Genomic DNA, 25,900 nt, shown 5'->3' with positions numbered 1-25,900 from the left:
GCTGGGCCGGACGGGGGAGGGCCGCGCGGCCTATAGTCGGCCCATGGCCACGGATCCCCGCCCCGCGCTCGACCCCGCCCGGATGGTCGCCGAGGCGCGCCGCGCGTTCTTCGTGATGTTCGCCTTCCTGGCCGTCGTCTGGGCGCTCCAGGCGGCCAACTGGGCCGGCGACGACGGACTCTCCCGCGACTTCTCGATCATCCCGAGGGACGCCGACCGGCTGCCCGACATCTTCACCGCGCCGTTCCTGCACGTGAATTGGCAGCACATCGAGGCCAACTCGGGGCCGCTGTTCATCTTCGGGTTCCTGGCGGCCTACCGGGGGGTCAAGAAGTTCCTCGGCCTGACCCTGCTGATCGTGCTCACCAGCGGTGCGGCGGTCTGGTTCTTCGAGCACGGTGACACCTACACGGTCGGTGCCAGCGGGCTGGTGTACGGCTACTTCGGGTACGTGGTGCTGCGCGGCATCTTCGACCGGCACCTGATCGACTGCCTGGTCGGCGTGGTGATGGGCGGCTCCTTCGCCTACCTGCTCACCAGCGCGGTGCCGGGCACTCCGGGGGTCAGCTGGCTCGGCCACCTCGGCGGACTGGCCGGTGGACTCGCCGGGGCGTGGATCTTCCGCGACCGCGGCTCCTACCGCACCGCCGTCCCCGCCCCCGACCGCACCCTCGCCGGCGCACCTGACCGCGCCACCGGCGCACCCGACCGCCCCACCGGCGCCCTCCCGCCCCAGGGCGCCCCCAGCCCCCGGGCCGACCTGCTCAAGGAACTCGACGACCTCGGTCTCTGAACGCCGCCGAGCCCGGCCGCCCCCGGGCGCCCGGCCCTCGCCGAAGTCCCCGCCCGCACCCCCGCCGTGGGAGGATCGGGGAGCCATGGCTGCCATCACCACCGTCATCCCCGCCCCGCTGCTCCACAGCACCGTCATCGACTGGTACGGGGCCAACGCCCGCGACCTCCCCTGGCGGACCCCGGACGCCTCCCCGTGGGCGGTCATGGTCAGCGAGTTCATGCTCCAGCAGACCCCGGTCAAGCGGGTGCTGCCCGCGTACGCGGCCTGGCTGGAGCGCTGGCCCACGCCGGCCGCGCTGGCCGCCGACGCGCCGGGCGAGGCGGTCCGGATGTGGGGACGGCTCGGCTACCCGCGCCGCGCGCTGCGCCTGCACGCCGCCGCGGTGGCGATCACCGAGCAGCACGGTGGCCGGGTGCCCGAGGACCACGCCGCGCTGCTCGCGCTCCCCGGCGTCGGCGAGTACACCGCCGCCGCGGTCGCCTCGTTCGCGTTCCGCCAGCGCCACCCGGTGCTGGACACCAACGTCCGCCGGGTGTTCGCCCGCGCCGTGACCGGTGTCGAGTACCCGGCCCAGGCGACCACCGCCGCCGAGCGCCGGACCGCCGCCGAGCTGCTGCCCGCGACCGCCGAGACCGCCGCCACCTGGGGGGTGGCCGTGATGGAGCTGGGCGCGCTGGTGTGCACCGCGCGCAGCCCCGGGTGCGCGAGCTGCCCGCTGCTGCGGCACTGCGCCTGGCAGCGGGCCGGCCGCCCGCCGTACCAGGGCCCGGCCCGCCGCGGGCAGACGTACGAGGGCACCGACCGCCAGGTGCGGGGCAAGCTGCTGGCCGTGCTGCGCGAGGCGCACGGCGAGGTGCCGCAGGCGCGGCTGGACGAGGTCTGGCCGGAGCCGGTGCAGCGGGCCCGCGCACTGGACGGGCTGGTCGCGGACGGGCTGGTCGAGCCGGTCGGCCCGGGCGTCTACCGCCTGCCGAGCTAGCGAGCCTGCGCGGCCGGGAAGCCTGCTCCGCCGGGGAGCCCGCTCCGCCGGGGAACCGCCGGTGCTCCTCCCACAACGACCGAGGGGCCCACCCGGAAGATCCGGGTGGGCCCCTCGGTCGTGCTCATACCGTGCTCATGCGGTGCTCACACCGTGACCGGCGGAGCCGGCGGAGCGGGAGCCGGACCGATCAGACGGCCTCGAGCTGCGGCTCCGGCTTCTGCCCGGCCCCGCGCAGCGGGATCTCGCGCAGGAAGACCGCGGCGGCGACCGCGACCAGGCTGATCACGGCGCCCCAGAGGAAGACCGTGTGCATGCCGTTGGAGACGGCGTGGTGCGCCAGGTCCTGGACCGCGGCGGGGGCCTTCTTCAGACCGGTCGGGTCGAGCGCCTGCTGGCCGCTGCCCGCGCCGCCACCGGCACCGCCGGCGCCGGCCAGGGTGTCCTTGACCCGGTTGTTGAACAGCGCGCCGAACAGGGCGACACCGAAGGAACCACCGATGGTGCGGAACAGCGTGGCCGAGGAGCTGGCCACGCCCATGTCCTTGAGCTCCACGCTGTTCTGGGCGACCAGCATGGTGATCTGCATCAGGAAGCCCATGCCGGCGCCGAGCACCACCATGTAGCAGGACGAGGTGAAGCGGCCGGTGTCGGTGCCGAGGGTGGAGAGCAGCAGCGAGCCGCCCGCCATCACGGCGGTGCCGATGATCGGGAAGATCCGGTATTTGCCGGTCTTGGAGACCGCCTGGCCGACCACCAGCGAGACCGCCAGCATGCCGAACATCATCGGCATCAGCAGCAGGCCGGAGTTGGTGGCCGAGGCGCCCTGCACGATCTGCTGGTAGAGCGGCAGGTAGGCGACGGCGCCGAACATGGTGAAACCGACGATGAAGCCGATGATCGACACCATCGTGAAGTTCAGCTTCTTGAACAGGCCGAGCGGGATCACCGGCTCCTCGGCGCGCTGCTCGACGTAGCAGAAGCCGATCAGCGAGGCGACGCCGAGCGCGGCCAGGCCGAGGATCTGCTTCGAGCCCCAGGCGTACTCCTGGCCGCCCCAGGTGGTGATCAGGACCATCGAGGTGATGCCGGCGGTCAGCAGCAGCGCACCCAGGTAGTCGATCTTCGCGGTGGAGCGCATCTTCGGCAGGTGCAGGGTGATGATGATGAACGCCAGGGCCACCGCGCCGAGCGGCAGGTTGACGTAGAAGGTCCAGCGCCAGCTCAGGTGGTCGGTGAGGAACCCGCCGATCAGCGGGCCGCCGACGGTCGCCAGCGCCATCACGGCGGCGAACATGCCCTGGTACTTGGCGCGGTCCCGCGGCGGGACCAGCGCGCCCATGATCGACATGACGCCGACCATCAGACCACCGGCGCCCAGGCCCTGGAGCGCGCGGAAGGAGATCAGCTGCACCATCGAGTCGGACAGGCCGCAGAGGGCCGAGCCGACCAGGAAGATCACGATGGAGATCAGGAAGACGCCCTTGCGGCCGTACAGGTCGCCGAGCTTGCCCCAGATCGGGGTGGAGACGGCGGTGGCGAGCGTGTAGGCGGTGACCACCCACGCGAGGTGGTCGGAGCCGCCGAGCTCGCCCACGATGGTGGGCATCGCGGTACCGATGATCAGGTTGTCGAGCATGGCCAGCAGCATGGCGATGACCAGGCCGATCATCACCAGGCGGATCTCGCGCGGCGACTTCGGCTCGGGCTCGGTCGCCCCCGCGGCCGGCGGTTGGTCCGCCGCGGCCTCGACCTGCTGTTGTGACATCGTGTGGCTCCCGGGAACGAGGCTGGGCCGCGCATCCCGCGGCTCACTTACTTGACGACCGGCTAGTTAATCGTCGGCTCGCACGGTAAGTTGTTCCCTAGCCGGTCGTCAAGCCAGTTTCGGCGTGAGCCCCGCGGGCAGGGAGAATGAACCCGAGGAGTGCGTCGAACACGGCAGCACGCCGCCCCCCATCGCCGTCACGAGGCAGGCCGCCAGTCATGAGCACGACCCAGAGCCCCCGCAGCGACACCCGCGCGCGGATCCTCGACGTGGCACTGGAGCTCTTCGCGGCGCAGGGGTACGAGAAGACGTCGCTGCGCGAGATCGCGGACCGCCTCGGTGTCACCAAGGCCGCGCTCTACTACCACTTCAAGACCAAGGACGACATCGTCCGCGGCATCGTCCGGAGCATGGCCGCCCCGATCGACGAGGCGATCGCCTTCGGCGAGGGCAAGCCCTGGTCGCCGGAGCTGCGGGACGAGCTGGTCCGCCGGTTCGCGGCCGGGATGGTCGAGCGGGCGCCGCTGCTGCGCTTCTTCCACGAGAACCAGCCCGCCCTCCGCGAGTCGGAGGCCGGGCTGGAGTTCAAGGACCGGATGGTGGCGATGATCCGGCTGGTGCACGGCCCGGACGCCACCTTCCACGACCGGCTGCGCGCGACCATGGCGCTGTTCTCGATCAACTCCACGCTGTTCCTGCTCAAGCAGGACGCCGGCGAGGCCTGCTCGCCGGCCGGCGCGGAGCCCCGGGCCAGGACGCTGGAGGAGGCCATGGCGGCCGCCCTCGAGGTGGCGCTGGAGATCGCCGCCCGGATCGAGCCGGCCACCGTCCAGGCCTGAGCGCCCACCGTCCAGGCTTGAGGGCCCACCGTCCGGGCGTGAGGCCCACCGTCCGGGCGTGAGGCCCACCGGGCCCGAGCACGCACAACGGCGCAGGGCCGGCCCGAAGGCCGGCCCTGCGTCACGAGGCGGGTGGATCAGGCGCCGGTGGCCCCGTGGCCACGCAGGTAGCTGACCGGGTCGATCACGGCGCCGTACTTGTTCGCGGTGCGGATCTCGAAGTGCAGGTGCGGGCCGGTGGAGTTGCCGGTGTTGCCGGACAGGCCGATCTGCTGGCCCGCGGACACCTTCTGGCCGGCGTGCACGCCGAGCTTGGACATGTGCGCGTACTGGGCGAACTTGCCGTCCGCGAGCTTCAGCACGACCTCGTTGCCGTACGCGCCGTCGGGCTTGGCCGAGACGACGGTGGCGTTGCCGACCGCCAGCAGCGGGGTGCCGACCTTGACGGCGTAGTCCTCACCGGTGTGGTAGCCGGCCGCGTACTCGTGGTTGATCTTGCCGAACGGGTTGCTGTGCGCGCCGCTGGCGACCGGGGCGGACCACTCGGGAGCGGGAGCGGGCGCCGGAGCCGGGGCGGGCGCCGGGGCGGCCTCGGGGGCCGGAGCCGGGGCCGGGGCAGCCTCGGCCGGCGCGGGAGCGGGGGCGGCCTGCTCGGCGGGGGCCTGCTCCGCCGGGGCCTGCTCGGCGGGAGCGGCCGGGGCGGGCGCCGGGGAGGCGTCCAGGTTGCTCGCCACCGTGACGGCGTCCTGCGAGGAGACCGACTTCGGCAGCTTGTAGGCGGCCGGGGCGGCGACCTGGACCACGGCGGCCGGGTCCACGTGGGCGGCGGCCGCGGTGAACGCGGAGCTGCCCGGGGTGGTCGGGTGGACGGTCTGCGCGTGGGCGGCCCCCGCCGGGACCAGCATCGCGCCGATGGCCAGCACGGCAGCGCCGCCCCAGGCCACGGTGGCGCGACGGTCCTGCAGCCGGTCCAGCACGGCGCTGCCGTTCGCACCCTGGAGGCGCGAGAGGGCGGGGATGCCGCGCAGGGCCGAGGAGGACCCGACGGCGGTGAGCAGCCTGCGGCCGGTGCGGGGGAGAGAAAGCATCGGTGACAAAACCTCGCGGTCGGGGGTCGGTGCGCCGCTCGGCCGATCCGGCCTGGCGCCCCGGGGGGACCACTCAGGTGTAACCGTCACCCTGGGCAACCCGGAAGCGTGTGACGTACTACGGCGGCTAGTGCCCGAGGGGCCCGGAATGCCCGGACGTTCCGGGGTCGAGCAGCGACTCCGGGCCCGGTGGGCCGGGGCCGGCGGGCCCGCCCGCAGGCGCGGCGGCCGGGCGCGTCACCGGGTGCTCACGGCCCCGTCCAGTCTACTACGCGCCCTCGTACCGGTGTCACGGCCTGTGACCAGTACCACCGGACACCCCCCTGCAAACCACCGGATTTCCCATCAAATCGCCCACGGGTGGGGTTACCCCCGGGCTCGCCGCCCGGATTCCTGCGCCGCCACTGGGCCGACGGCGGGGGATCGGCGATGATCGGTGGATGACCGCTGCCGCAGACCGCCAGGACGACCTGCCCCCGCCCACGGACCCCGGCCGCCGGTTCGCGGCGCTGCACGCCTGCGATCGGATCCTCTCCGGCGCCCGCCCGCGCTCGATCCGGGAGCGGCTGGCCGCGCTCGCCGACAGCGCCGGGGCGCAGTACGACATCGACGGCGCACCCGACCTCTACTGCGACGGGATCGTACGGACCCTGGAGCGGCGGGTGGCCGAGCTGCTCGGCATGCCGGAGGCGGTCTACTTCCCGACCGGCACGATGGCCCAGCAGGCCGCCCTGCAGTACTGGGCGGCCGGGGACGGCCGGACGGTCGCGATGCATCCGCTGTCCCACCCCGAGCTGCACGAGCACCGGGCGCACTCGGTGCTCAGCGGGCTGCGGACGATCTGGCCGACCACCGCGCCGCGCCTGCCCACCCCCGCCGAGCTGAGGACCGTCGGCGAGCCGTTCACCACGCTGATGATCGAGCTGCCGCTGCGGGACGCCGGCTTCGTGCTGCCCACCTGGTCCGAGCTGACCGCGCTGGTCGAGGAGGCCCGGCAGCACGCGGCCTACGTCCACCTGGACGGTGCCCGGCTCTGGGAGTCGGCGCCGCACTTCGGCCGGTCGCTGCCGGAGATCGCCGCGCTGGCGGACTCGGTCTACGTGTCCTGCTACAAGACGCTCGGCGGGATCAGCGGGGCCCTGGTCGCCGGCGACGAGGAGTTCGCCCGCGGCGTCCGGGTCTGGCGCCACCGCTACGGCGGCCAGCTGTTCCAGCAGTGGCCCGCCGTGCTCAGCGCGCTGGCCGGGCTGGACGCCGAGCTGCCGCGGCTGGGCTCGTACGTGGCCAACGCCAAGGTGGTGGCCGCCGCGCTGGCCGAGACCCCGGGCAGCCGGGTCAACCCGGACCCGCCGCACACCCACCAGTTCCAGTTCTGGCTGCCGTACCCGGCGGAGGACCTGAACCGGGCCAACATCCGGCTCGCCGAGCTCCAGGGGGTCGGCCTGTTCGGCGGCTGGAACGAGCCGGGGCCGCTGCCGGGCTTCTCGATGACCGAGATCACCGCCTCCGCCGCGGCCCTGGACTGGACGCCCAAGGAGATCACCGAGGCGGTCGCGCTCTTCCTGGAGATCGCCCAGGTCTGACCCGTCCGGCACGCACCGCGGCCCCGGCGGGAGAACCCGCCGGGGCCGCAGCTGTTCAGAGGTACTGCCGACCTGAGGTCACTTCACCGGGTGGACCCGGACGATGGTCTCCAGGTTGTTCCAGCTCTCCCACAGCACGTCGATGCGGGTGTGGGTGTCCGGAACCTGCACGCTGCTGTACGGGGTCGTGGCGTCCCAGTACTTGGTGGTGTGGTCGTTGAAGGAGTTGACGGCCTTCGACGACGGGATCTTCGTGAGCACGTCGGCCTTGTCGAGCTTCAGGCCGTCGGTGCGCTCGAAGCCGAAGGTGGAGTCGTAGCCCTGCAGGCGCGGACGCATGTAGGTGCCGTCGGCCCACTTCAGCGGGGCCGGGTGGGCGTCGATCGGAAGGATCAGGCCCTGGCCCGGGTGGTTGGTGACGTTGTTGTCGGACTGCGACTCGTCCCACAGCCAGATCAGAACACCGTTCTGGTTGGCGTAGTGCTCGACCCAGTTCGGCTTGGCGGTGGAACCGAAGACGTACGGACCGGTCTTCAGCGTGGTGTCGTAGGACACGTACTGACGGTTCTCCACCAGGTAGTGCTGGGCGTAGTCCTTGGAGAACTTGCCCGTGATGCGGGAGAAGCCGGCGGCGGTCCAGCCGTTGTCGCCGTTCTCGGCACCGTCGGTGAAGACGGCCGCGTTGTCGGCGGTGACCTTGACGTCGTCGACGGCCAGGCCCTTGAGGTGCACGCCACCGTCGGTCACGTTGTGGAAGCGGAACTGGATGCTCTTGCCCGCGTAGGCGTCGAGCGGGAAGACCAGGTCGCCCCAGGTGTTGTTGGTGGTGCCGTTGATCGCCGGGTGGTTCGCACCGTCGACCGGCAGCGCCGCACCGTTGAAGGTGCCGGCGAGCTGGGTCCAGTTCTTGCCACCGTCGGTCGAGACCTCGCCGTAGGCGTAGTCGTAGTCGGTCTCGAGCTCGTACCAGGCCTTGGCCGACAGGCTGGCCGAGGTCTTGCCGGTGAGGTCGATGGTGCGGGTCAGCGAGACGTTCAGGTCGTCCGCGCTACCGCTCCACCACTCGTTGGCACCCGCGAACGGGGTGTTGATCTCGGTGGTGACCGTCTTCTTGGGGAGGTCCACCACGACGGCCTGCGGCCGCTTGGTGTTGTACTCCACCGGGCCGAGCCAGTGCAGCGAGTCCTTGCCGGCCTGGGCCTTGTCGAACTTGAGCCAGCCGAGCTGCAGCTTGCTCCAGACGTCGAGGTCGTTCGGCTTGTCGCCGATCTCCTTCTTGCCGTCGCCCAGCCAGGAGCCGGACGACATCAGCGACCAGAAGCCGACCGAGTTGTCGTTGCCGGAGCCCGAGGTGTCGTAGAGGTCCGGCAGACCGAGGTCGTGGCCGTACTCGTGCGCGAAGACACCGAGGCCGCCGTTCTCGGGCTGCATGGTGTAGTCGCCGACCCAGATGCCGGAGTTGCCGACCGGGGTGCCGCCGAGCTTGTTGGCGTCCGGACCGGCCTGGCCGGAGAGCGCGCCGTAGACGTACGAGCGGTGGGCCCACAGGGCGTTGGTGCCCTGGACGCCGCCGCCGGCCGACTGGTCCTCACCGGCGTGCACGATCTGGAAGTGGTCGATGTAACCGTCGGGCTCATTGAAGTTGCCGTCGTGGTCGTAGTCGTACCGGTCCCACTGGTCGTAGCCGGCGATCGTGGCCTTGATCTGCGCGTCCGTCTGGCCCTTGGCCTTCTGGTCGGCGACCCAGGCGTTGATGCCGTCGCGGATCAGGTCCTGCGCGTTGTTGCAGACGTGCTGGCCGCAGTAGTCCGAGCCGTAACGGGCCTCGTTCCACGGCACCTTGACCCAGTCGGTGACCTGGCCGTCGACCGAGTACCGGCCCGAGGACTGACGCTCGTAGTACGTCTTCAGCGAGTCGCCGGTCTTCGAGAAGTACAGGTCCTGGTAGTGCTGCTGGTTGTAATCAGCACGCCAGGCGGTGGAGTTGTTGGTCTTCGCGTCCGGCGCGGCGATCTGGTTGTGCGTCGGCCCGGGGGTACCGCCGTACTTCACGGTGCCGTCGGGCAGCTTGGTGGTGTTGTCCACCTGGTCGCTGAAGTCGACGAGGATGGTGAAAATCTTGTCCGTGCGCTCGCGGCCGAGCTCCACGAACTTGTCACGGCCCAGCTTGATGCTGGTGCCACCGCCGTGCGACTCGATGGTGGCGGTGCCGTTGACCAGCTGGTCGACCGCGGCCTTCTGCTCGGCCTCGACCTTGCCCGAGAGCGGGCCCGGCAGCGAGTCGTCGAGCTTGGTGGTCAGCGCTGCGTCGGCCGGGTCACGCGGGATCGCGAGCGGGGCGGCGACGGCCGTTCCCGGGAGCATCCCCGCGCCGAGCGCGGCGACGGCCGCAACGGCAGCGGCGGCCGAAGCGGCCTTCCTGGATATCTTCAACGTGGTGACGTCCTCCCCTTACCGGCACAGCTCTTGGCCAGCCGGTGAACCAATGAAAGACAGGTGGACGACATTTGATCCAAGAGCTGGTAAAAAAGAAAGACCTTGACCCTGACATGCTCGCGCCGCTATCCTCCCCGGCTTCCAGGATCGGCTGATAGTCAGTCAAATCGGCTGCAACCCCCCGGGCTTCGGGCCCGTCCGTATGCGCAGGATCGGCCCATCGGGACCAAAAGGTCGAAAAGTCTGAATTTTTCACAGCAATTGGAAGCGTAAACAGTTTTGCAACTGAAAAGGCCGCGGCCCCGACGAGATGTCGGGGCCGCGGCCTTTACGGTACGGCGGGTACTACTTCGTGAGATCCGGTCCGGCGGTGCTCACCGCGGCCGGGGTGTCGGCCACCGCGGACTTCTCCTCGCCGCGGAAGGTGAACTTGGCTTCCTTGCCCTCACCCTCCACGCCGACGACCACGATCTGACCGGCCCGCAGCTCGCCGAAGAGGATCTTCTCGGAGAGGTGGTCCTCGATCTCGCGCTGGATCGTCCGGCGCAGCGGCCGGGCGCCCAGCAGCGGGTCGTAACCGCGCTTGGCCAGCAGCTTCTTGGCCTCGACGCTGAGCTCGAGGCCCATGTCGCGGTCCTTGAGCCGGCCGTCCACCTTGTCGATCATCAGGTCGACGATCTGGATGATGTCTTCCTCGGACAGCTGGTGGAAGACCACGATGTCGTCGACGCGGTTCAGGAACTCGGGGCGGAAGTGCTGCTTGAGCTCCTCGCCGACCTTGGCCTTCATCCGCTCGTACCCGCTGGCGGCGTCACCCGTGGCGGCGAAGCCCAGGTTGAAGCCCTTGGAGATGTCGCGGGTGCCGAGGTTGGTGGTCATGATGATGACCGTGTTCTTGAAGTCGACGACCCGGCCCTGGGAGTCGGTCAGCCGACCGTCCTCCAGGATCTGCAGCAGCGAGTTGAAGATGTCCGGGTGGGCCTTCTCGACCTCGTCGAACAGGACCACCGAGAACGGCTTGCGGCGGACCTTCTCGGTCAGCTGGCCGCCCTCCTCGTAGCCCACGTAGCCGGGCGGGGAGCCGAACAGCCGGGAGACCGTGTGCTTCTCGGAGAACTCGGACATGTCGAGCGCGATCAGCGCGTCCTCGTCGCCGAACAGGAACTCGGCCAGCGTCTTGGACAGCTCGGTCTTACCGACACCGGACGGGCCGGCGAAGATGAACGAACCGCCGGGGCGCTTCGGGTCCTTGAGGCCCGCCCGGGTGCGCCGGATGGCCTGCGAGAGCGCCTTGATGGCGTCCTTCTGGCCGATGACGCGCTTGTGCAGCTCGTCCTCCATGCGCAGCAGCCGGGAGGACTCCTCCTCGGTGAGCTTGAAGACCGGGATGCCGGTGGCCGTCGCCAGCACCTCGGCGATCAGCTCCTCGTCCACCTCGGCGACGACATCCATGTCGCCGGCCTTCCACTCCTTCTCCCGCTTGGCCTTGGCCTGCAGGAGCTGCTTCTCGTTGTCGCGCAGCGAGGCGGCCTTCTCGAAGTCCTGCGCGTCGATCGCGCTCTCCTTCTCGCGGCGCACGTCGGCGATCTTCTCGTCGAACTCGCGGAGGTCCGGCGGCGCGGTCATCCGGCGGATGCGCATCCGGGAGCCGGCCTCGTCGATCAGGTCGATCGCCTTGTCCGGCAGGAAGCGGTCCGAGATGTACCGGTCGGCCAGGGTCGCGGCGGCGACCAGCGCGGCGTCCGTGATGGACACCCGGTGGTGCGCCTCGTAGCGGTCCCGCAGGCCCTTGAGGATCTCGATGGTGTGCGGCAGCGACGGCTCCGCGACCTGGATCGGCTGGAAGCGGCGCTCCAGCGCGGCGTCCTTCTCCAGGTGCTTGCGGTACTCGTCGAGCGTGGTGGCGCCGATGGTCTGGAGCTCACCGCGGGCCAGCATCGGCTTCAGGATCGAGGCCGCGTCGATCGCACCCTCGGCGGCGCCCGCGCCGACCAGGGTGTGCAGCTCGTCGATGAACAGGATGATGTCGCCGCGGGTGCGGATCTCCTTGAGGACCTTCTTCAGGCGCTCCTCGAAGTCACCGCGGTAGCGCGAACCGGCGACCAGGGCGCCCAGGTCCAGCGTGTACAGCTGCTTGTCCTTGAGCGTCTCGGGCACCTCGCCCTTGACGATCGCCTGGGCCAGGCCCTCGACCACGGCGGTCTTGCCGACGCCGGGCTCGCCGATCAGCACCGGGTTGTTCTTGGTGCGGCGGGACAGCACCTGCATGACCCGCTCGATCTCCTTCTCGCGCCCGATCACCGGGTCGAGCTTGGCCTCGCGGGCGGCCTGGGTGAGGTTGCGCCCGAACTGGTCCAGGACCAGCGAGGTGGAGGGGGTGCCCTCGGCGGGGCCGCCGGCCGGGGTCGACTCCTTGCCGGCCTGGTAGCCGGAGAGCAGCTGGATGACCTGCTGGCGCACCCGGTTGAGGTCGGCGCCCAGCTTCACCAGGACCTGGGCGGCGACGCCCTCGCCCTCGCGGATCAGGCCGAGCAGGATGTGCTCGGTGCCGATGTAGTTGTGGCCGAGCTGGAGGGCCTCGCGGAGCGACAGCTCCAGGACCTTCTTCGCCCGGGGAGTGAAGGGAATGTGACCGGACGGGGCCTGCTGGCCCTGACCGATGATCTCCTCGACCTGCTGGCGGACCGCCTCGAGCGAGATCCCGAGGCTCTCCAGCGCCTTGGCGGCGACACCCTCGCCCTCGTGGATCAGGCCCAGGAGAATGTGCTCGGTGCCGATGTAGTTGTGGTTGAGCATCCGGGCTTCTTCCTGAGCCAGGACGACAACCCGCCGCGCGCGGTCGGTGAACCTCTCGAACATCGTTAATCGCTCCTCAGAGCGGTCGGTCAGTTCGGGGTCCGTCCCCGCCCTGTCCTTCCGCATGCTAGTCCCGCTCAGCGGCGCGGCCATGGGCCTCTCCCGCCCGTCGCCGGACGAGAAGAGTCAACCCCACTCGCGTGGGGAATCATGCAGCGCGACCAGCCGACACCAGTCCCAACCTGATGCTGGGAGACGGTGTTCCCACAGGTGGGCCCGATGCACCCGATACCGCTACGCCATCGGCGAACACGCGCTGCCGAGGGCGGGGCGGCCGGTCTCGCGTCCTGCCTCGGTCGGGGCCGTTCGACCCCTCCCGCCTGCATTCATACCCGGTATTCCGACGAGTTTCGCGCAGTTTCCCGGGTGGCGGTGTTCGCCTGGCGAGAAGTCCGGTGCGGGCCCGGTGGGTGCCCGGTGGCCGATCAGCCCGGTCCTGCCGCCCGGTTGACGGGGGCTCGACCGGGCCGCGAGCCGCTCCCGACCCGCCGCGGGGCCGGGGCGCCCGTACGGCGACACCCGATCAGGTGCCCGCCGCGTGACCGCTTCGTCCCCTCCAGCGTTGCACAGCCCATGACCGTCCCGCCGCTCGTGGGTGATCCGGCGGCCCCGGCCGGCGCCGCCCTGCTGGGCTCGGACCGGGTGGAACTCCCGCTGCCGCCGGCCCTGGCCGCCCTCGGCCGCCTGGACCGCCTCGGGCTGCCGTACGGGGCCGTGGCCGGCCTCGGAGGCTCGGCCGCCTTCCTGCTGGCGCCGGGCACCGCGGAACTCGTCCCGGGGCTGCTGTGCTGGCTCGGCTGGGGCGAGGAGCTCCGGCTCGGCCTGCGCGCGGTACGGGCGGCCCGGGTGCCGCAGCCGCGGGGCGCGGAGTCGTTCCCCCCGCACCCCGAGCGGCGGCCGCGCCGCCCGGCGGTCTGGCTGCGCGCCGGCGCGGGCGGCCCGGCCCTGAACCTGGGCTCGCCCGATCTGCTGCGCCTGCTCGACTGCCTGGCGGACGCCTGCGCGCGCGACCTGATGGGCCTGGCGCCGGCGCCCTGAGTGATCCGTGCGGTCGGCCCGGATCAGGAGGCGTGGGCCTTCTCGTAGTCCTCGCGGACGTTGCTGGGCACCCGGCCGCGGTCGTTGACCTGGTAGCCGTTCTCCTTCGCCCAGTTGCGGATCTTGGCGGTGTCCGGCTGGCCGGCCGAGGCGCGGCCCGCCGCGCGGCCGCTGCTGCGGCGCGGGGCGCTGAGCCGGCCGCTCTGCTTGCGGCCCTTCTCCACGTACGGCGCGAGCAGGTCGCGCAGCTTCTCCGCGTTGTCGCTCTTGAGGTCGATCTCGTAGGCAACACCGTCCAGCGCGAACGTGACCGTCTCGTCCGCCGAGCCGCCGTCGAGATCGTCTTCCAGAATGACCTGAACCCTCTGTGCCACGGGCTTCCCTTTCCGTGTTAACGACTCATTGCCTGGGGAAAGGAAACCGCCTTTTCCCGGAAAACACAAACCCCCGGCCGCTCCGGGGGTGTGCGACATGCGTCGGGAAGGGCGCCGCGGTGAGCTCCTCGACTCAGTAGAGTCGCAGCAGCATCCGGGAGTTGCCCAGGGTGTTCGGCTTCACCCGCTCCAGGTCCAGGAACTCCGCGACACCTTCATCGTACGAGCGCAGGAGTTCTTCATAGACTTCCGTGGCGACGGCGGTCGGGTCTGACGTACGATCGTCGGTTTCGCCGATCTCGACGAAACCGTGTTTCGCGAAGAAGTCGACCTCGAACGTCAAGCAGAAAATCCGACGGACCCCCAGCCAGCGGGCCGTCTGCAGCAGCTTCTCCAGCAGCAGGTGGCCGAGCCCGTGGCCCTTGCAGGCCGGGTCCACCGCGAGGGTGCGGACCTCGGCCAGGTCCTCCCACATCACGTGCAGCGCGCCGCAGGCGACCACCGCGCCGGTGTCGTCGCGTTCGGCGACCCAGAACTCCTGCACCGATTCGAACAATGTGACAGTGGGCTTGTCCAGCAGAATCCCGTCGCGGGAGTACGCGTCGATGAGCCCTCGCACGGCCCGCACATCGGTGGTCCGCGCCCGGCGGATGGTGACCTCCATGGCCGGACGTTATCGCGCGGACGGCCCGCCGGTCTCCCCCGCCCCGGCAGCCGGGGTATCGGTACCGCCGGTATCGGCGGGCCGGGTTTCGGCCCCCGGGCTATCCGGCGGATACGGCTCCGCGGGTTCGGACGGTTCGGGCTCGGCCGTGAACGGCCCGGCCACCCGGAGCGCGTCGCGAAGCGCGTCCCGCTGCTCCGGCGACATCAGGCCGAAGAAGTGCACCAGCGCGGCGGCCGGATTGTCACTGGTCGCCCAGGCGTCGTTCATGAGCGCGGCGGTGTATGCCTCGCGGGAGGACACCGGCTCATATCGATAGGCCCGGCCCGCCTGCTCCCGGCGCAGCCAGCCCTTTCGGTACAGCTTGTCGAGCACCGTCATCACCGTGGTGTAGGCGATATCGCGTTCCGACTGCAGATCCTGCAGAACCTCGCGAACCGTGACCGGGCGGTTCCACTGCCACACCCTGGTCATGATGTCGTTCTCTAGTTCTCCGAGTTGCCGCACCATAGTCCGGCCAGGATAGGGCCGATTCCGGACAGAATCGGCCACACCGGAAACGCACCGGCGCGCCGCCACCCGGTGGGGTGACGGCGCGCCGGTCGGGTGCTGCTTATTCGCCCGTGGTGGGGCGGGCCGTCAGTGCCTCGGCGGCCGCGTCCTCCTTGGAGCGCTGGGCCCCGCCCTGGCTGCGGATGATCGCCCGCACCAGGAATCCGAAGCCGATCGCCATGACGAGCGGCGGCACGATCGCGCTGACGTAGTCCATCAGGTCACTCCTCCTCGGCGGCGGTCGCGGCCGCCTGCTTGGCTTCCGGCTTCACGATCGGGAAGAGCACCGTCTCGCGGATGTTCTTCCCGGTGAGCAGCATGATCAGGCGGTCGACGCCCAGGCCGAGACCGCCGGTGGGCGGCATCGCGTACTCCAGGGCCCGCAGGAAGTCCTCGTCCACCTGCATCGCCTCGACGTCGCCGCCGGCCGCCAGCAGGGACTGGGCGGTCAGCCGGGCGCGCTGCTCGACCGGGTCGACCAGCTCGGAGTAGGCGGTGCCGATCTCGGTCCCGAAGATCACCAGGTCCCACTTCTCGGCCACGCCCGGGATCGAGCGGTGCTGCCGGGTCAGCGGCGAGACCTCGGTCGGGTAGTCCCGGATGAAGGTCGGCCTGATCGCGTTGTGCTCCAGCAGCCGCTCGATCATCTCCAGCACGATCTGGCCGTGGCCCCACTCCTTCTCGTAGGGCACGCCGGCCTCGTCGGCGAGCTTGCGGAGCTCCTCGACCGAGGTCTGCGGGGTGATCTCGCTGCCCAGGTGGGCCGAGATGCCGGGGTAGACGCTGACCTCGGCCCAGGGCTCGGCCAGGTCGATCTCGTGCTCCGCGCCGTCCGGACCGATGCCGCGGACCACGGTGGTGCCGAGCGCGTCCCGGGCCGCGTTGACGATGGTCGCGCGGATCAGCTCGGCCTGGGTGTCGTAGTCGCCGTAGGCCTCGTACGACTCCAGCGAGGTGAACTCCGGGTTGTGGGTGGAGTCCGCGCCCTCGTTGCGGAAGTTGCGGTTGATCTCGAAGACCTTCTCCGCGCCGCCGACCACCAGCCGCTTGAGGTAGAGCTCGGGGGCGATCCGCAGGTAGAGGTCGATGTCGTAGGCGTTGATGTGGGTGGTGAACGGGCGGGCGTTGGCGCCGCCGTGCACCGGCTGCAGCATCGGGGTCTCGACCTCGATGTAGCCGCGCTCCTCGTAGGTGCGGCGGATCGAGCGGACCACCTTGCTGCGCAGGTGGAGGATCTCGCGGGCCTCGGGGTTGACGATCAGGTCCACGTAGCGCTGGCGGACCCGGGCCTCCGGGTCGGTCAGGCCCTTGTGCTTGTCCGGGAGCGGGCGCAGGCACTTGGCGGTGAGCTCCCAGCGGTCGACCATCACGGACAGCTCGCCGCGCTTGGAGGTGATCACCTCGCCCTCGACGCCGACCTGGTCGCCGAGGTCGATGTCCGACTTCCAGGCGGCCAGCCGCTCCGGGCCGAGCCGGTCCAGGGAGAACATCACCTGGAGGTCGCCGGAGCCGTCGCGCAGGGTGGCGAAGCAGAGCTTGCCGCCGGTACGGGCCAGGATCACCCGGCCGGTGATGCCGGCCCGCTCGCCGGTCGCGGTGTCCGGCTCCAGGTCGGGGTGCTCGGCGCGCAGGTCGGCGATGGTGGTGGTGCGGGGGAAACCGACCGGGTACGGGTCGACGCCGGCCGCCCGGAGCCGGTCCAGCTTCTCGCGCCGCACGCGCATCTGCTCGGGGAGGTCGTCGGTCGCGGTGACAGTGCTCTGATCGCTCACCCCACAAGGGTAGCCAGCCGTACGGGCCGGGCCGTCACGGGATGGACGGCGGCCCGGCCGGGGCCCGGGCGGACACGCCGCAGGGGAGGCCGGGCGCGGCCTCCCCTGCGGTCCGGGCGGTGGTCAGCCGGTGCCGGTGGCGAGCTCGGTCTCCTCCTCGGCGGGCGGCTGGGGGGCCGGGGCCGAGCGGGTGCGGCGGCCGAAGAGCTCGGCGGGGGTGGGCATCCGGCGGGGCTGGGGGCGGTGGGCCGGGGCGGCGGCGGGCTTGGGCGTGCCGGCGGAGTTGCTGCTCATCGGGATCCGTCCTCCAACTGGGTGGCCCGCGGCGTCGGCCGCCGCGGTGAAGGTGGGCTCGGCGGCCGGGTCGGGCACCGCGGCCAGGTGCCGCGGCGCGGAGTTGAGCGAGAGCCGCTCGCGGACCTCGGCCTCGGCCAGCGCGTGGCAGCGGCCGGCCAGCCGGGAGCGCCGGGAGCGTTCGGTGGGGCCGCAGGGCCGGCGGGTCAGCGAGCGCAGCGCGGCGAGGTCGTCCGGGGTCGGCAGGTAGCCGTCGGTGACCGCTTCCTCCAGGCGTTCCAGGTAGCCCGTGGCGCTGCCGGGCAGCGCGGCCCGGTAGCGGGCCAGGTCGGCGAGGAGGAAGACCCGCAGCCGGCCGCCCTCCGCGACGGCCTCCTCGATGGCCTCGGTGAGGCGCAGGGCCTCCTGGACGTCCTCGGCCCAGAGTTCGGGCTCGGGCCCGGTCGGTAGCAGCCGGTCGGACTCGGCCGGATGGAGGGCTTGGGCGAGGGCGCGGCGCAGCACGCGGACTTCGTCGGCGCTGAACGCCATGCCGCCGCGCGATCCGTGTGGCGTAGGCATGCGTTGACACTACGTGACGAATATCCGATTTGTCGGGAACGTCGCGTCAAGACCCCACGTTTGGCCCGACGCCCGCGCACGGCCTGCTCCGTACGCGGCCCACCTCGCGGTCCACCCCGCGGTCCGGGGCGCGCGGCGGGGCGGGGGCGCGGTCCGGGACCCGCGCTCTGCCGCCCCGCGCTCCACCACCCCGCCGCGGGTCAGGCCGCGGTCGCCGGCCGGTTGCGCTCGAAGATCAGCCGCAGGCCGATCAGGGTGAGCCAGGGCTCGTGCACGTCGATGGTCTCGGCCTCGCCGAGCACCAGCGGGGCCAGCCCGCCGGTGGCGATCACCTGGACGTCGTCCGGGTCCTTGGCCAGCTCCTTGGCCATCCGGTTGACCAGCCCGTCGACCTGGCCGGCGAAGCCGTACAGGATGCCGGACTGCATCCCCTCCACGGTGTTCTTGCCGATCACGTTCCGCGGGCGGGCCAGCTCGATCTTGCGCAGCTGGGCGCCGCGCAGGCCGAGCGCCTCGACCGAGATCTCGATGCCCGGGGCGATCGCCCCGCCCACGTAGTCGCCGCGCTCGTTGACGGCGTCGAAGGTGGTGGCGGTGCCGAAGTCGACCACGATGCACGGGCCGCCGTAGAGGTGGTTGGCGGCCAGCGCGTTCACGATCCGGTCGGCGCCGACCTCCTTGGGGTTGTCCATCAGGACGTGCACCCCGGTCTTCACCCCCGGCTCCACGATCACCGCGGGGACGTCGCCGTAGTAACGGCGGGTCACTTCGCGGAGCTCGTGGAGCACGGCGGGCACCGAGGAGCAGATCGCCAGCCCGGCCACCCGGTCCTCGGCCGAGACCACCGGATGGGAACCCATCAGACCCTGGAGCAGCACCGCCAGTTCGTCCGCCGTGCGGCGCGGATCGGTGGAGATCCGCCAGTGCTCGACGATCTCCTCGCCGTCGAACAGGCCGAGCGTGGTCTGGGTGTTGCCGACGTCGATCGTGAGGAGCATGGGGTGCTTTCTGGCTGAGGTGGGCCCCGCCTGCTCGCCGGCGGGCGGGCGGATCAGTCGCGCAGGTCCAGGCCGATGTCCAGGACCGGCGAGGAGTGGGTCAGGGCACCGACGGCGAGGTAGTCGACACCAGTGTCGGCGACCTCGCGCGCGGTGGCCAGGGTCAGGCCGCCGGAAGCCTCCAGCCGGGCCTTGCCGGCCACCAGGGCGACCGCCTCGCGCAGCTGCGCCACGGTGAAGTTGTCCAGCAGGATCAGGTCCGCGCCGGCGTCCAGCACCGGCTGGATCTGCGCCACGGTGTCGACCTCGACCTCGACCGGCAGCTCCGGGTAGAGCGCCTTGACGGCCTTGAAGGCCTCGGCCACCCCGCCCGCCGCGACCACGTGGTTGTCCTTCACCAGGGCGGCGTCGGACAGCGCCATCCGGTGGTTGGACCCGCCGCCGCAGCGCACCGCGTACTTCTGCAGGGCACGCAGGCCCGGGGTGGTCTTGCGGGTGTCGCGGACCACCGCGCCGGTGCCCTCCAGGGCGTCGGCCCAGGCCCGGGTGGCGGTCGCGATGCCGGACAGGTGGCAGAGCAGGTTGAGCGCCGAGCGCTCGGCGGTCAGCAGGTCGCGGGTGCGGCTGCGCACCGACAGCAGCACCTGGCCGGCCTCGACCCGGGCGCCGTCCTCGACGTGCCGCTCGACCTCGAACTCCTCCTCGCAGACCAGCGAGACCACGGCCTCGGCGATCCGCAGGCCCGCGACCACGCCGGCCTGACGGGCGGTGAAGTCGGCGGTGGCCACCGCGTCGGCCGGGACGGTGGCGACCGAGGTGACGTCCTCGCCGCCGGCCAGGTCCTCGGCCAGCGCCAGCGAGGCGATGTCCTCGACCTCGACCGGGTCGAGGCCGGCCTGCTCCAGCAGCTCGGCCAGCGCCGGGTCCAGGCCGCTCTCGTACGCCTCGCCGTCGCCGCAGGCGCAGCCGTCGCCGCAGCCCTGGTCGGCGAGCGGGAGTTCGTCGTGGTCGTGGTCGTGCGTCATCGGTGCTCCTTCGGGGGCGGTGCGGGGGTGTGCCCCCGTCGGGGGCGCGGGCGGTTACGGGGTGCGGGCGGGCCGCCGGTCGGCCGGGTGGGGCCCGGTGCTCAGCGCGCCACCGGGCCGCCGTCCGCGGCCAGCGTGGTGACCAGGTGGCGCTGCCAGTGCTCGTCGTCGCGCTCCGGGAAGTCTTCGCGCCAGTGGCAGCCCCGGGTCTCCGCGCGCAGCGCGGCGGCCGTCACCAGCGCGGTGGCGACCAGGTGCAGGTTGGTGGCCTCCCAGGTCTCCACCCGGGGGTCGGCGGGCTTGCGCTCGGTGGCGTGCGCGCGGGCGGCCTCGGCCAGCTCCGCGAGCCCGGCGCCGGTGGCGGCCATCGAGGCGGCCGAGCGCAGCACGCCGGCGCCGCGCGACATCAGCCGCTGGACGTCGGCCCGGGCCTCCGGGGCGAGCAGCGGGACGGCGTGCGCGGCGCGGGCGCCGGCCACGTCCACGGTGCGTTCGGGCAGCTCGCCGGCCCGGTGCCGGGCGGCCAGGTCGGCGGCGATCCGCTCGGCGAAGACCAGGCCCTCCAGCAGCGAGTTGGAGGCCAGCCGATTGGCGCCGTGCACGCCGGTGCAGGCCACCTCGCCGCAGGCGTACAGGCCCGGGACGGTGGTGCGGCCGGTGAGGTCGGTGCGCACGCCGCCGGAGGCGTAGTGCGCGGCGGGCGCGACCGGGATCAGCTCGGTGACCGGGTCGATGCCGTGCGAGCGGCAGGAGGCGAGGATGGTCGGGAAGCGCTCGGCCCACATCCCGGCGCCGAAGTGCCGGCCGTCCAGGTACATGTGCTCGGCGCCGTGCAGCTCCATCTGCCGCATGATCGCCTTGGCGACGATGTCCCGCGGCGCCAGCTCGGCGAGCTCGTGCCGGCCGACCATGAAGCGGGTGCCCGCCGCGTCCACCAGGTACGCGCCCTCGCCGCGGACCGCCTCGGAGACCAGCGGCTGCTGTCCCTCGGCGTCCGGGCCGAGCCACAGCACGGTCGGGTGGAACTGGACGAACTCCAGGTCCGTCACCTCGGCCCCGGCGCGCAGCGCCAGCGCCACGCCGTCGCCGGTGGAGACGGCCGGGTTGGTGGTGGCGGAGAAGACCTGGCCCATGCCGCCGGTGGCCAGCACCACGGCCCGGGAGCGGATGGCGCCGACGCCGTCGCGCTGGCCCTCGCCCATCACGTGCAGGGTCAGCCCGGCGGTGTGGCCCTCGGCGTCGGTGAGCAGGTCGAGCACCAGCGCGTGCTCGATCAGCTCGATCCCCGGGTCGGAGCGCACCGCCTCCACCAGCGCCCGCGATATCTCCGCGCCGGTGGCGTCGCCGCCCGCGTGCGCGATCCGGCGCCGGTGGTGGCCGCCCTCGCGGGTCAGCAGGATCTCGCCGTCGGCGTCCTGGTCGAAGGCGGCGCCGGTGGCGATCAGGTGCCGCACCGCGTCCGGGCCCTCGGTGACCAGGGTGCGCACGGCCTCCTCGTCGCACAGCCCGGCGCCGGCGACCAGGGTGTCGGCGAGGTGCTGCTCGGGGGTGTCGCCGGGCCCCAGGGCGGCGGCGATGCCGCCCTGGGCCCAGCGGGTGGAGCCGTCGTCCAGCATCGCCTTGGTGACCACCATGGCCCGCAGGCCGGCCTTGCGGGCATTGAGCGCGACGGTGAGGCCGGCCACCCCGGACCCGACCACGACGACGTCGGTGGTCGTGGTCCAGCCGGGGGCGGGAGCGGTCAGGCGGTACGACGACATGGCTTCAGTTGCTCCTTCAGTGCGCGGCGGTCGGGGCCGCGCCGTCGGCATCACGGTACGCTCCCGCCGCCCGGGGCGCGGGGGCCACCAGGTCGCCGCGGAGCAGGCCGCTGCCCTCGGGGGCGGCGGCCGCGTCCGGGCCGATCGAGGTGATCCGGTTGTCGCCGTCCACGAAGACCACCTTCGGCCGGTAGGCCTTGGCCTCGGCGGTCTCCATCTGCCCGTAGGCGATCAGGATGACCAGGTCGCCCGGGTGGACCAGGCGGGCGGCGGCGCCGTTGATGCCGATCACGCCGGTGCCGCGCGGCCCGGCGATGGTGTAGGTCTCCAGCCGGGCGCCGTTGTCGATGTCGACGATGTGGACCAGCTCGCCGGGCAGCAGGTCGGCCGCGTCGAGCAGGTCCTCGTCCACCGTGACCGAACCGACGTAGTGCAGGTCGGCCTGGGTCACGGTGGCCCGGTGGATCTTGGACTTGAGCATGGTGCGGAGCATCCGGTCACGCCTCCTGAGGTGAGTGCATGCCTAACTTCGGCTTGGGTACGGGTCGTGCGGGTGTGGTCCGGCTCAGCGGACGATGATGCGGACGTTGTCGATCAGGCGGGTGGTGCCCACCTTCGCGGCGACGGCCAGCACCGCCTCGCCCTGGAAGTCGTCCGGCGCCTCGGTGAAGGAGTCCGGGTCGATCAGGGCGAGGTAGTCGGGGGTGACGCCGTCGGCGCCCGCCAGCACCTCGGCGGCGGCCTCGCGGACGGCCTTCGGCCCGTGTGCCCCGGCGTCCCGGCCGGCGAACAGCGCGCGCGACAGCGCCAGCGCCTGCTCGCGCTCCGGCTCGGACAGGAAGCGGTTGCGGGAGGACAGCGCCAGCCCGTCCTCCTCGCGGGCGGTCGGCACGCCGACGATCTCCACGTCGAAGTCCAGGTCGGCCACCATCCGCTGGACGATCGCCAGCTGCTGGGCGTCCTTCTCGCCGAAGTAGGCGAAGTCCGGGTCGGTGATGTGGAGCAGCTTGGCGACCACGGTCAGCATGCCGTCGAAGTGCCCGGGACGGGCGGCGCCCTCGAACTGCTCGCCCATCGGGCCCGCGCTCAGCCGCACCAGCGGCTCGCCGTTCGGGTACATCTCCTCGGTGGTCGGCGCGAACACCACGTCCGCCCCGGCCTCCTCGGCCAGCCGCAGGTCGGCGGCCAGGTTGCGCGGGTAGCGCTCCAGGTCCTCGCCGGCGCCGAACTGGAGCGGGTTCACGAACACCGTGACGGCCACCCGGCCGTCCCGGCCGACCTGCTTGCGGGCGGCCCGGATCAGCGCGGCGTGCCCCTCGTGCAGCGCGCCCATGGTCATCACCACCGCGTTGTCCACCGGCTGCTCGTCCGGCCAGAAGGCCGCCTCGAAGTCGGTCACGGTGTGGGTGAGCTCGGCCTTGTGGGCCTTGGGCGCCGGCTTGGCGCCGCGCTGGTTCTTGCCCGCCATCAGTGCTTCTCCTCGTTCAGTACGTCCAGCAGGGCCGCCGCTGGCCCTGCTCCGAGCGTTCCGCCCCGGACCGCCCGCTGCGCGGTGGCCCGGGCCATCGCGCGGTAGGCCTGCCCGATGTCCGGGGCCACCGTAGCGAGCCGGTCCAGGTGCCTGCGCACCGTCCCCACGTCGCCGCGGGCGACCGGGCCGGTCAGGGCGGCGTCGCCGGCCCGCAGGGTGTTGTCCAGGGCCGCGCCCAGCAGCGGGCCCAGCAGCTGCCCCGGCTCGGCCACACCGGCCGTCCGCAGCAGCTCCATCGCCTGCGCGACCAGGGTGACCAGGTGGTTCGCCCCGTGCGCCAGCGCCGTGTGGTAGAGCACCCGGACGTCCTCGGGCACCCACTCGGGCTCGCCGCCCATCTCGACCACCAGGGCCTCGGCGACCGGCCGCAGCTCCTCGGGCGCCGTCACCCCGAACGGGCAGCCGGCCAGCCGGGCCACGTCGACCGAGGTGCCGGTGAAGGTCATCGCCGGGTGCAGCGCCAGCGGCAGCGCGCCGGCCCGGGTGGCGGGCTCCAGCACCGCGACGCCGTGCGCGCCCGAGGTGTGCGCGACCAGCTGCCCCGGCCGGACCGCCCCGGTCGCGGCCAGCCCGGCCACCAGGTCGGCCAGCGCGTCGTCCGGCACGGTCAGCAGCACCAGGTCGGCGGCGGCCAGCACCTGCGGCGGGGTGACCAGCCGGACGCCCGGCAGCAGCGCGTCGGCCCGGCGCCGGGAGGCCGCCGAGACGCCCGAGGCGGCCACCACCCGGTGGCCGGCCAGCTGCAGGGCGGCGCCGAGCGCGGGGCCGACCCGGCCCGTCCCGACCACCCCGACGGCCAGCCTGGCCGGCCGGTTGCCCGGGTCCGAGGGATCGCCGAAGTCGAAGTCTGCGCGGTCGGACGTGCTCACGGCTCGGCCTTCGTCCCGTCTTCCGTTCCGGTCCTCCGCAGGTACCGGACGTACCGCGCCATTCTACGGCCGGCCCGGTGCCCGGCCGGGCACCGGCCGACCCCGGCGGGCGGCCCGCAGGCACCCGCGGTCGGGGCGTCAGTCGCCCGCGCCCGCCCGGCTGTGCTCAATCCCCGGCGCCCGCCCGGATGAGACCGGCCTCGTACGCCAGCACCACGGCCTGCACCCGGTCGCGCAGGCCGAGCTTGGCGAGGATCCGGCCGACGTGCGTCTTGACGGTGGCTTCGGAGAGCACCAGGCGGGCGGCGATCTCGCCGTTCGACAGGCCCTGCGCGACCAGCAGGAAGACCTCGCGCTCGCGCTCGGTGAGCGGGCCGAGGGTGGACGGGCCGGGGGTGGCGGAGGTGGTCGGGAGCACCTCCGCGAACCGGTCGATCATGCGGCGGGTGGTGGTCGGGGCGACCACCGCGTCGCCCGCGTGCACCGAGCGGATGGCCGCCACCAGCTCGGTCGGCGGCACGTCCTTGAGCAGGAAGCCGCTGGCGCCGGCCTTGAGCGCGGCGAAGGCGTACTCGTCCAGGTCGAAGGTGGTCAGGATGAGCACGTGCGGGGCGTCCGGGAGCGGCGCGCCGTCCTCGCCGACGCAGATCCGCCGGGTGGCCTGGACGCCGTCCAGCCGGGGCATCCGGACGTCCATCAGGATCACGTCCACCTCGGTGGTGCGCAGCACGTCCAGGGCCTGCGCCCCGTCGCCCGCCTCGGCGGCGATCTCGATGTCGCCCTGCGACTGCAGGACCATCCGGAAGCCCGTGCGCAGCAGCTCCTGATCGTCGACCAGCATCACCCGGATCGTCACCTGAGACTCCTTCTACTACTTCGCTGACCTGAGGGGGAGCACCGCGCGGATCCGGAAACCACCGCCGGGCCTGGGGCCGATGTCGAGGCTGCCGCTGACCATGCCGACCCGCTCGCGCATGCCGATCAGACCATGCCCGAGGCCGTCGGTACCACCGTCGACCAGCTGCTCCGCGGTGGAACCGCGGCCGTCGTCCTCGACCAGCACCTCCAGGTCCTGGTCCCGGAAGTCCACCGCCACCCGGGCCCGGACGCCGGGGCCGCCGTGCTTGCGGACGTTGGTGAGCGCCTCCTGGACGATCCGGTAGACCGTCAGCTCCAGCCCGCGCGGCAGCTCCCGCGGGTCGCCGGTGGTGGCGAAGTCCACCGGCAGCCCGGCCACCCGGACCTGCTCCAGCAGCTCCGGCAGCTCCTCGACGCCGGGCTGCGGCACGTAGTCCCCGGTGGTGCCGGCGGTGCGCAGCACGCCCAGCAGGCGGCGCATCTCCACCAGGGCCTGGCGGCCGGTGGCGGCGATCGCGCCGAGCGCCTCCTTGGCCTGCTGCGGGGAGTTGTCGAGCACGTAGGCCGCGCCGTCGGCCTGAACGATCATCACCGAGACGTTGTGCGCGACCACGTCGTGCAGCTCGCGGGCGATCCGGGCGCGCTCGGCGGCCACCGCCACCTTGGCCTGGGCGTCGCGCTCGCGCTCCAGCCGGGCGGCCCGGTCCTCCAGCTCGACCAGGTAGGCCCGGCGGACCCTGGTCAGCCGGCCCCAGGCCCAGCACAGGATGAACGGGCTGGTCATCAGCGCGGACAGGAAGGCCAGCTGGAGGAAGCCGAGCGCCGGGTCGTTGTGCTCCGGCCCGGACTGGAACCGCCACACCGTCATCGGACCGGCCAGCACGCCGGCGCCCAGCACCAGCCGGGAGGTCCAGGGCGCGCCGAAGGCGGCGCCGGTGTAGGCGAAGACCAGGTAGCCGATGCTGGAGAGGTTCGGGCTCACGTTGAACGCGATCTGCGCCAGCCCGAGCAGGACGGCGAAGGCCGCCACGGTGTCCGGGGAGCGGCGGCGGAAGACCATCAGGACCGGGATGGCCACGGCGACGGCGAGCCCGCCCACCTGCTGCCAGCTGCTGTCCTGCTCGATCGCGGCCAGGGCGCCGAAGAACAGCAGCAGCAGCGCCCAGGCGGAGTCCACCACCATCGGGTGTCGGCGGAACCAGGCGTTGAGTCGATGCACGACTCCAGCCTAGGGAGTCCGCGAACCGCTCCAGGTCCGC

At 72.4% G+C, this 25,900-nt stretch carries 23 protein-coding genes; 5 read left to right on the top strand and 18 right to left on the bottom strand.

The annotated features are described in order from the left end of the window. Positions 1-43 precede the first annotated feature (43 nt). Together ABT014_RS18625 and ABT014_RS18620 are read left to right on the top strand one after the other, a co-directional pair. Positions 44-793: a rhomboid family intramembrane serine protease gene (locus ABT014_RS18625; protein WP_350640049.1), complete on the top strand. Its 750-nt coding sequence runs from the start codon at positions 44-46 to the stop codon at positions 791-793. An 85-nt stretch (positions 794-878) separates the two neighbouring features. Further along, positions 879-1,775, top strand: a complete 897-nt coding sequence (locus tag ABT014_RS18620) for an HhH-GPD family protein (protein WP_350640048.1) — start codon at positions 879-881, stop codon at positions 1,773-1,775. 190 nt (positions 1,776-1,965) lie between these two features. Here ABT014_RS18620 and ABT014_RS18615 read toward each other — a convergent pair whose 3' ends face one another. Then, positions 1,966-3,543: an MDR family MFS transporter gene (locus tag ABT014_RS18615; protein WP_350640047.1), complete on the bottom strand. Its 1,578-nt coding sequence runs from the start codon at positions 3,541-3,543 to the stop codon at positions 1,966-1,968. Positions 3,544-3,761: 218 nt separating this feature from the next. Here ABT014_RS18615 and ABT014_RS18610 point away from each other — a divergent pair, with 218 nt between their 5' ends. Beyond that, positions 3,762-4,382 carry a TetR/AcrR family transcriptional regulator gene (locus ABT014_RS18610; RefSeq protein WP_350640046.1) on the top strand — a complete coding sequence of 207 codons (621 nt, stop codon included), beginning with the start codon at positions 3,762-3,764 and terminating at the stop codon, positions 4,380-4,382. 137 nt (positions 4,383-4,519) lie between these two features. Here the strand turns inward: ABT014_RS18610 and ABT014_RS18605 are convergent, their stop codons facing one another. Further along, positions 4,520-5,470, bottom strand: a complete 951-nt coding sequence (locus ABT014_RS18605; RefSeq protein ID WP_350640045.1) for a M23 family metallopeptidase — start codon at positions 5,468-5,470, stop codon at positions 4,520-4,522. A 440-nt stretch (positions 5,471-5,910) separates the two neighbouring features. On the opposite strand from ABT014_RS18605, the gene ABT014_RS18600 reads away from it, so the two are divergent. Further along, positions 5,911-7,053, top strand: a complete 1,143-nt coding sequence (locus ABT014_RS18600) for a threonine aldolase family protein (protein WP_350640044.1) — start codon at positions 5,911-5,913, stop codon at positions 7,051-7,053. Between the two features lie 78 nt (positions 7,054-7,131). On the opposite strand, the gene ABT014_RS18595 is transcribed toward ABT014_RS18600, so the two are convergent. Both ABT014_RS18595 and ABT014_RS18590 read right to left on the bottom strand, forming a co-directional pair. Next, positions 7,132-9,486: an immune inhibitor A domain-containing protein gene (locus ABT014_RS18595; protein ID WP_350640043.1), complete on the bottom strand. Its 2,355-nt coding sequence runs from the start codon at positions 9,484-9,486 to the stop codon at positions 7,132-7,134. A 348-nt stretch (positions 9,487-9,834) separates the two neighbouring features. Continuing rightward, on the bottom strand, positions 9,835-12,348 hold the full coding sequence (locus ABT014_RS18590) for an ATP-dependent Clp protease ATP-binding subunit (RefSeq protein ID WP_350640042.1): 2,514 nt from the start codon (positions 12,346-12,348) through the stop codon (positions 9,835-9,837). 570 nt (positions 12,349-12,918) lie between these two features. Between ABT014_RS18590 and ABT014_RS18585 the strand changes: the two genes are divergently transcribed. Continuing rightward, on the top strand, positions 12,919-13,383 hold the full coding sequence (locus tag ABT014_RS18585; RefSeq protein ID WP_350640041.1) for a hypothetical protein: 465 nt from the start codon (positions 12,919-12,921) through the stop codon (positions 13,381-13,383). A gap of 23 nt (positions 13,384-13,406) precedes the next feature. Here ABT014_RS18585 and ABT014_RS18580 read toward each other — a convergent pair whose 3' ends face one another. From ABT014_RS18580 to ABT014_RS18515, 14 genes are all read right to left on the bottom strand, one after another. Then, positions 13,407-13,757 carry a histone-like nucleoid-structuring protein Lsr2 gene (locus ABT014_RS18580; RefSeq protein ID WP_350640040.1) on the bottom strand — a complete coding sequence of 117 codons (351 nt, stop codon included), beginning with the start codon at positions 13,755-13,757 and terminating at the stop codon, positions 13,407-13,409. Between the two features lie 133 nt (positions 13,758-13,890). Further along, entirely contained in the window at positions 13,891-14,421 is a 531-nt protein-coding gene (locus ABT014_RS18575) for an amino-acid N-acetyltransferase (RefSeq protein WP_350640039.1), read from the bottom strand. 9 nt (positions 14,422-14,430) lie between these two features. Beyond that, on the bottom strand, positions 14,431-14,931 hold the full coding sequence (locus ABT014_RS18570; protein WP_350640038.1) for a BlaI/MecI/CopY family transcriptional regulator: 501 nt from the start codon (positions 14,929-14,931) through the stop codon (positions 14,431-14,433). Positions 14,932-15,034: 103 nt separating this feature from the next. Continuing rightward, on the bottom strand, positions 15,035-15,190 hold the full coding sequence (locus ABT014_RS18565; protein ID WP_350640037.1) for a hypothetical protein: 156 nt from the start codon (positions 15,188-15,190) through the stop codon (positions 15,035-15,037). A gap of 4 nt (positions 15,191-15,194) precedes the next feature. Further along, positions 15,195-16,745, bottom strand: a complete 1,551-nt coding sequence (gene lysX / locus ABT014_RS18560; protein WP_502895016.1) for a bifunctional lysylphosphatidylglycerol synthetase/lysine--tRNA ligase LysX — start codon at positions 16,743-16,745, stop codon at positions 15,195-15,197. 123 nt (positions 16,746-16,868) lie between these two features. Further along, a complete protein-coding gene (locus ABT014_RS18555) occupies positions 16,869-17,600 on the bottom strand; it encodes a hypothetical protein (RefSeq protein WP_350640036.1) in 732 nt (243 codons plus the stop codon). 200 nt (positions 17,601-17,800) lie between these two features. Continuing rightward, on the bottom strand, positions 17,801-18,598 hold the full coding sequence (locus ABT014_RS18550) for a type III pantothenate kinase (protein ID WP_350640035.1): 798 nt from the start codon (positions 18,596-18,598) through the stop codon (positions 17,801-17,803). A 53-nt stretch (positions 18,599-18,651) separates the two neighbouring features. Then, positions 18,652-19,623: a carboxylating nicotinate-nucleotide diphosphorylase gene (gene nadC, locus ABT014_RS18545; protein ID WP_350640034.1), complete on the bottom strand. Its 972-nt coding sequence runs from the start codon at positions 19,621-19,623 to the stop codon at positions 18,652-18,654. A gap of 101 nt (positions 19,624-19,724) precedes the next feature. Continuing rightward, complete coding sequence (locus ABT014_RS18540; protein ID WP_350640033.1) at positions 19,725-21,383, bottom strand: L-aspartate oxidase; 1,659 nt, start codon at positions 21,381-21,383, stop codon at positions 19,725-19,727. Between the two features lie 16 nt (positions 21,384-21,399). Further along, on the bottom strand, positions 21,400-21,876 hold the full coding sequence (gene panD, locus ABT014_RS18535; protein WP_350640032.1) for an aspartate 1-decarboxylase: 477 nt from the start codon (positions 21,874-21,876) through the stop codon (positions 21,400-21,402). 72 nt (positions 21,877-21,948) lie between these two features. After that, entirely contained in the window at positions 21,949-22,851 is a 903-nt protein-coding gene (panC, locus tag ABT014_RS18530; protein ID WP_350640031.1) for a pantoate--beta-alanine ligase, read from the bottom strand. After that, on the bottom strand, positions 22,851-23,783 hold the full coding sequence (locus ABT014_RS18525; RefSeq protein WP_350640030.1) for a Rossmann-like and DUF2520 domain-containing protein: 933 nt from the start codon (positions 23,781-23,783) through the stop codon (positions 22,851-22,853). Before ABT014_RS18525 ends, panC begins: the two co-directional genes overlap by 1 nt. 166 nt (positions 23,784-23,949) lie before the next feature. Further along, complete coding sequence (locus ABT014_RS18520; protein ID WP_350640029.1) at positions 23,950-24,639, bottom strand: response regulator transcription factor; 690 nt, start codon at positions 24,637-24,639, stop codon at positions 23,950-23,952. Positions 24,640-24,654: 15 nt separating this feature from the next. Further along, entirely contained in the window at positions 24,655-25,860 is a 1,206-nt protein-coding gene (locus ABT014_RS18515; protein ID WP_350640028.1) for a sensor histidine kinase, read from the bottom strand. Between the last annotated feature and the right edge of the window lie 40 nt (positions 25,861-25,900).

The sequence above is a fragment of the Kitasatospora sp. NPDC094015 genome (assembly GCF_040304075.1).
In the GTDB taxonomy this organism is placed as follows: Bacteria; Actinomycetota; Actinomycetes; order Streptomycetales; family Streptomycetaceae; genus Kitasatospora.
The sequence above is the reverse complement of the archived record's forward strand: the minus strand, read 5'-3'. Positions and strand labels throughout refer to the sequence as shown.

What these genes read in the sequence shown, in the direction of transcription:
- panC (WP_350640031.1), bottom strand. Translation starts at nt 22,851, where the DNA reads ATGGCGGGCAAGAACCAGCGCGGCGCCAAGCCGGCGCCCAAGGCCCAC.
- ABT014_RS18615 (WP_350640047.1), bottom strand. Translation starts at nt 3,543, where the DNA reads ATGTCACAACAGCAGGTCGAGGCCGCGGCGGACCAACCGCCGGCCGCG.
- ABT014_RS18570 (WP_350640038.1), bottom strand. Translation starts at nt 14,931, where the DNA reads ATGGTGCGGCAACTCGGAGAACTAGAGAACGACATCATGACCAGGGTG.
- ABT014_RS18625 (WP_350640049.1), top strand. Translation starts at nt 44, where the DNA reads ATGGCCACGGATCCCCGCCCCGCGCTCGACCCCGCCCGGATGGTCGCC.
- ABT014_RS18550 (WP_350640035.1), bottom strand. Translation starts at nt 18,598, where the DNA reads ATGCTCCTCACGATCGACGTCGGCAACACCCAGACCACGCTCGGCCTG.
- ABT014_RS18605 (WP_350640045.1), bottom strand. Translation starts at nt 5,470, where the DNA reads ATGCTTTCTCTCCCCCGCACCGGCCGCAGGCTGCTCACCGCCGTCGGG.
- ABT014_RS18600 (WP_350640044.1), top strand. Translation starts at nt 5,911, where the DNA reads ATGACCGCTGCCGCAGACCGCCAGGACGACCTGCCCCCGCCCACGGAC.
- panD (WP_350640032.1), bottom strand. Translation starts at nt 21,876, where the DNA reads ATGCTCCGCACCATGCTCAAGTCCAAGATCCACCGGGCCACCGTGACC.
- ABT014_RS18620 (WP_350640048.1), top strand. Translation starts at nt 879, where the DNA reads ATGGCTGCCATCACCACCGTCATCCCCGCCCCGCTGCTCCACAGCACC.
- ABT014_RS18590 (WP_350640042.1), bottom strand. Translation starts at nt 12,348, where the DNA reads ATGTTCGAGAGGTTCACCGACCGCGCGCGGCGGGTTGTCGTCCTGGCT.
- ABT014_RS18585 (WP_350640041.1), top strand. Translation starts at nt 12,919, where the DNA reads ATGACCGTCCCGCCGCTCGTGGGTGATCCGGCGGCCCCGGCCGGCGCC.
- ABT014_RS18610 (WP_350640046.1), top strand. Translation starts at nt 3,762, where the DNA reads ATGAGCACGACCCAGAGCCCCCGCAGCGACACCCGCGCGCGGATCCTC.
- ABT014_RS18575 (WP_350640039.1), bottom strand. Translation starts at nt 14,421, where the DNA reads ATGGAGGTCACCATCCGCCGGGCGCGGACCACCGATGTGCGGGCCGTG.
- ABT014_RS18540 (WP_350640033.1), bottom strand. Translation starts at nt 21,383, where the DNA reads ATGTCGTCGTACCGCCTGACCGCTCCCGCCCCCGGCTGGACCACGACC.
- ABT014_RS18565 (WP_350640037.1), bottom strand. Translation starts at nt 15,190, where the DNA reads ATGGACTACGTCAGCGCGATCGTGCCGCCGCTCGTCATGGCGATCGGC.
- nadC (WP_350640034.1), bottom strand. Translation starts at nt 19,623, where the DNA reads ATGACGCACGACCACGACCACGACGAACTCCCGCTCGCCGACCAGGGC.
- ABT014_RS18555 (WP_350640036.1), bottom strand. Translation starts at nt 17,600, where the DNA reads ATGCCTACGCCACACGGATCGCGCGGCGGCATGGCGTTCAGCGCCGAC.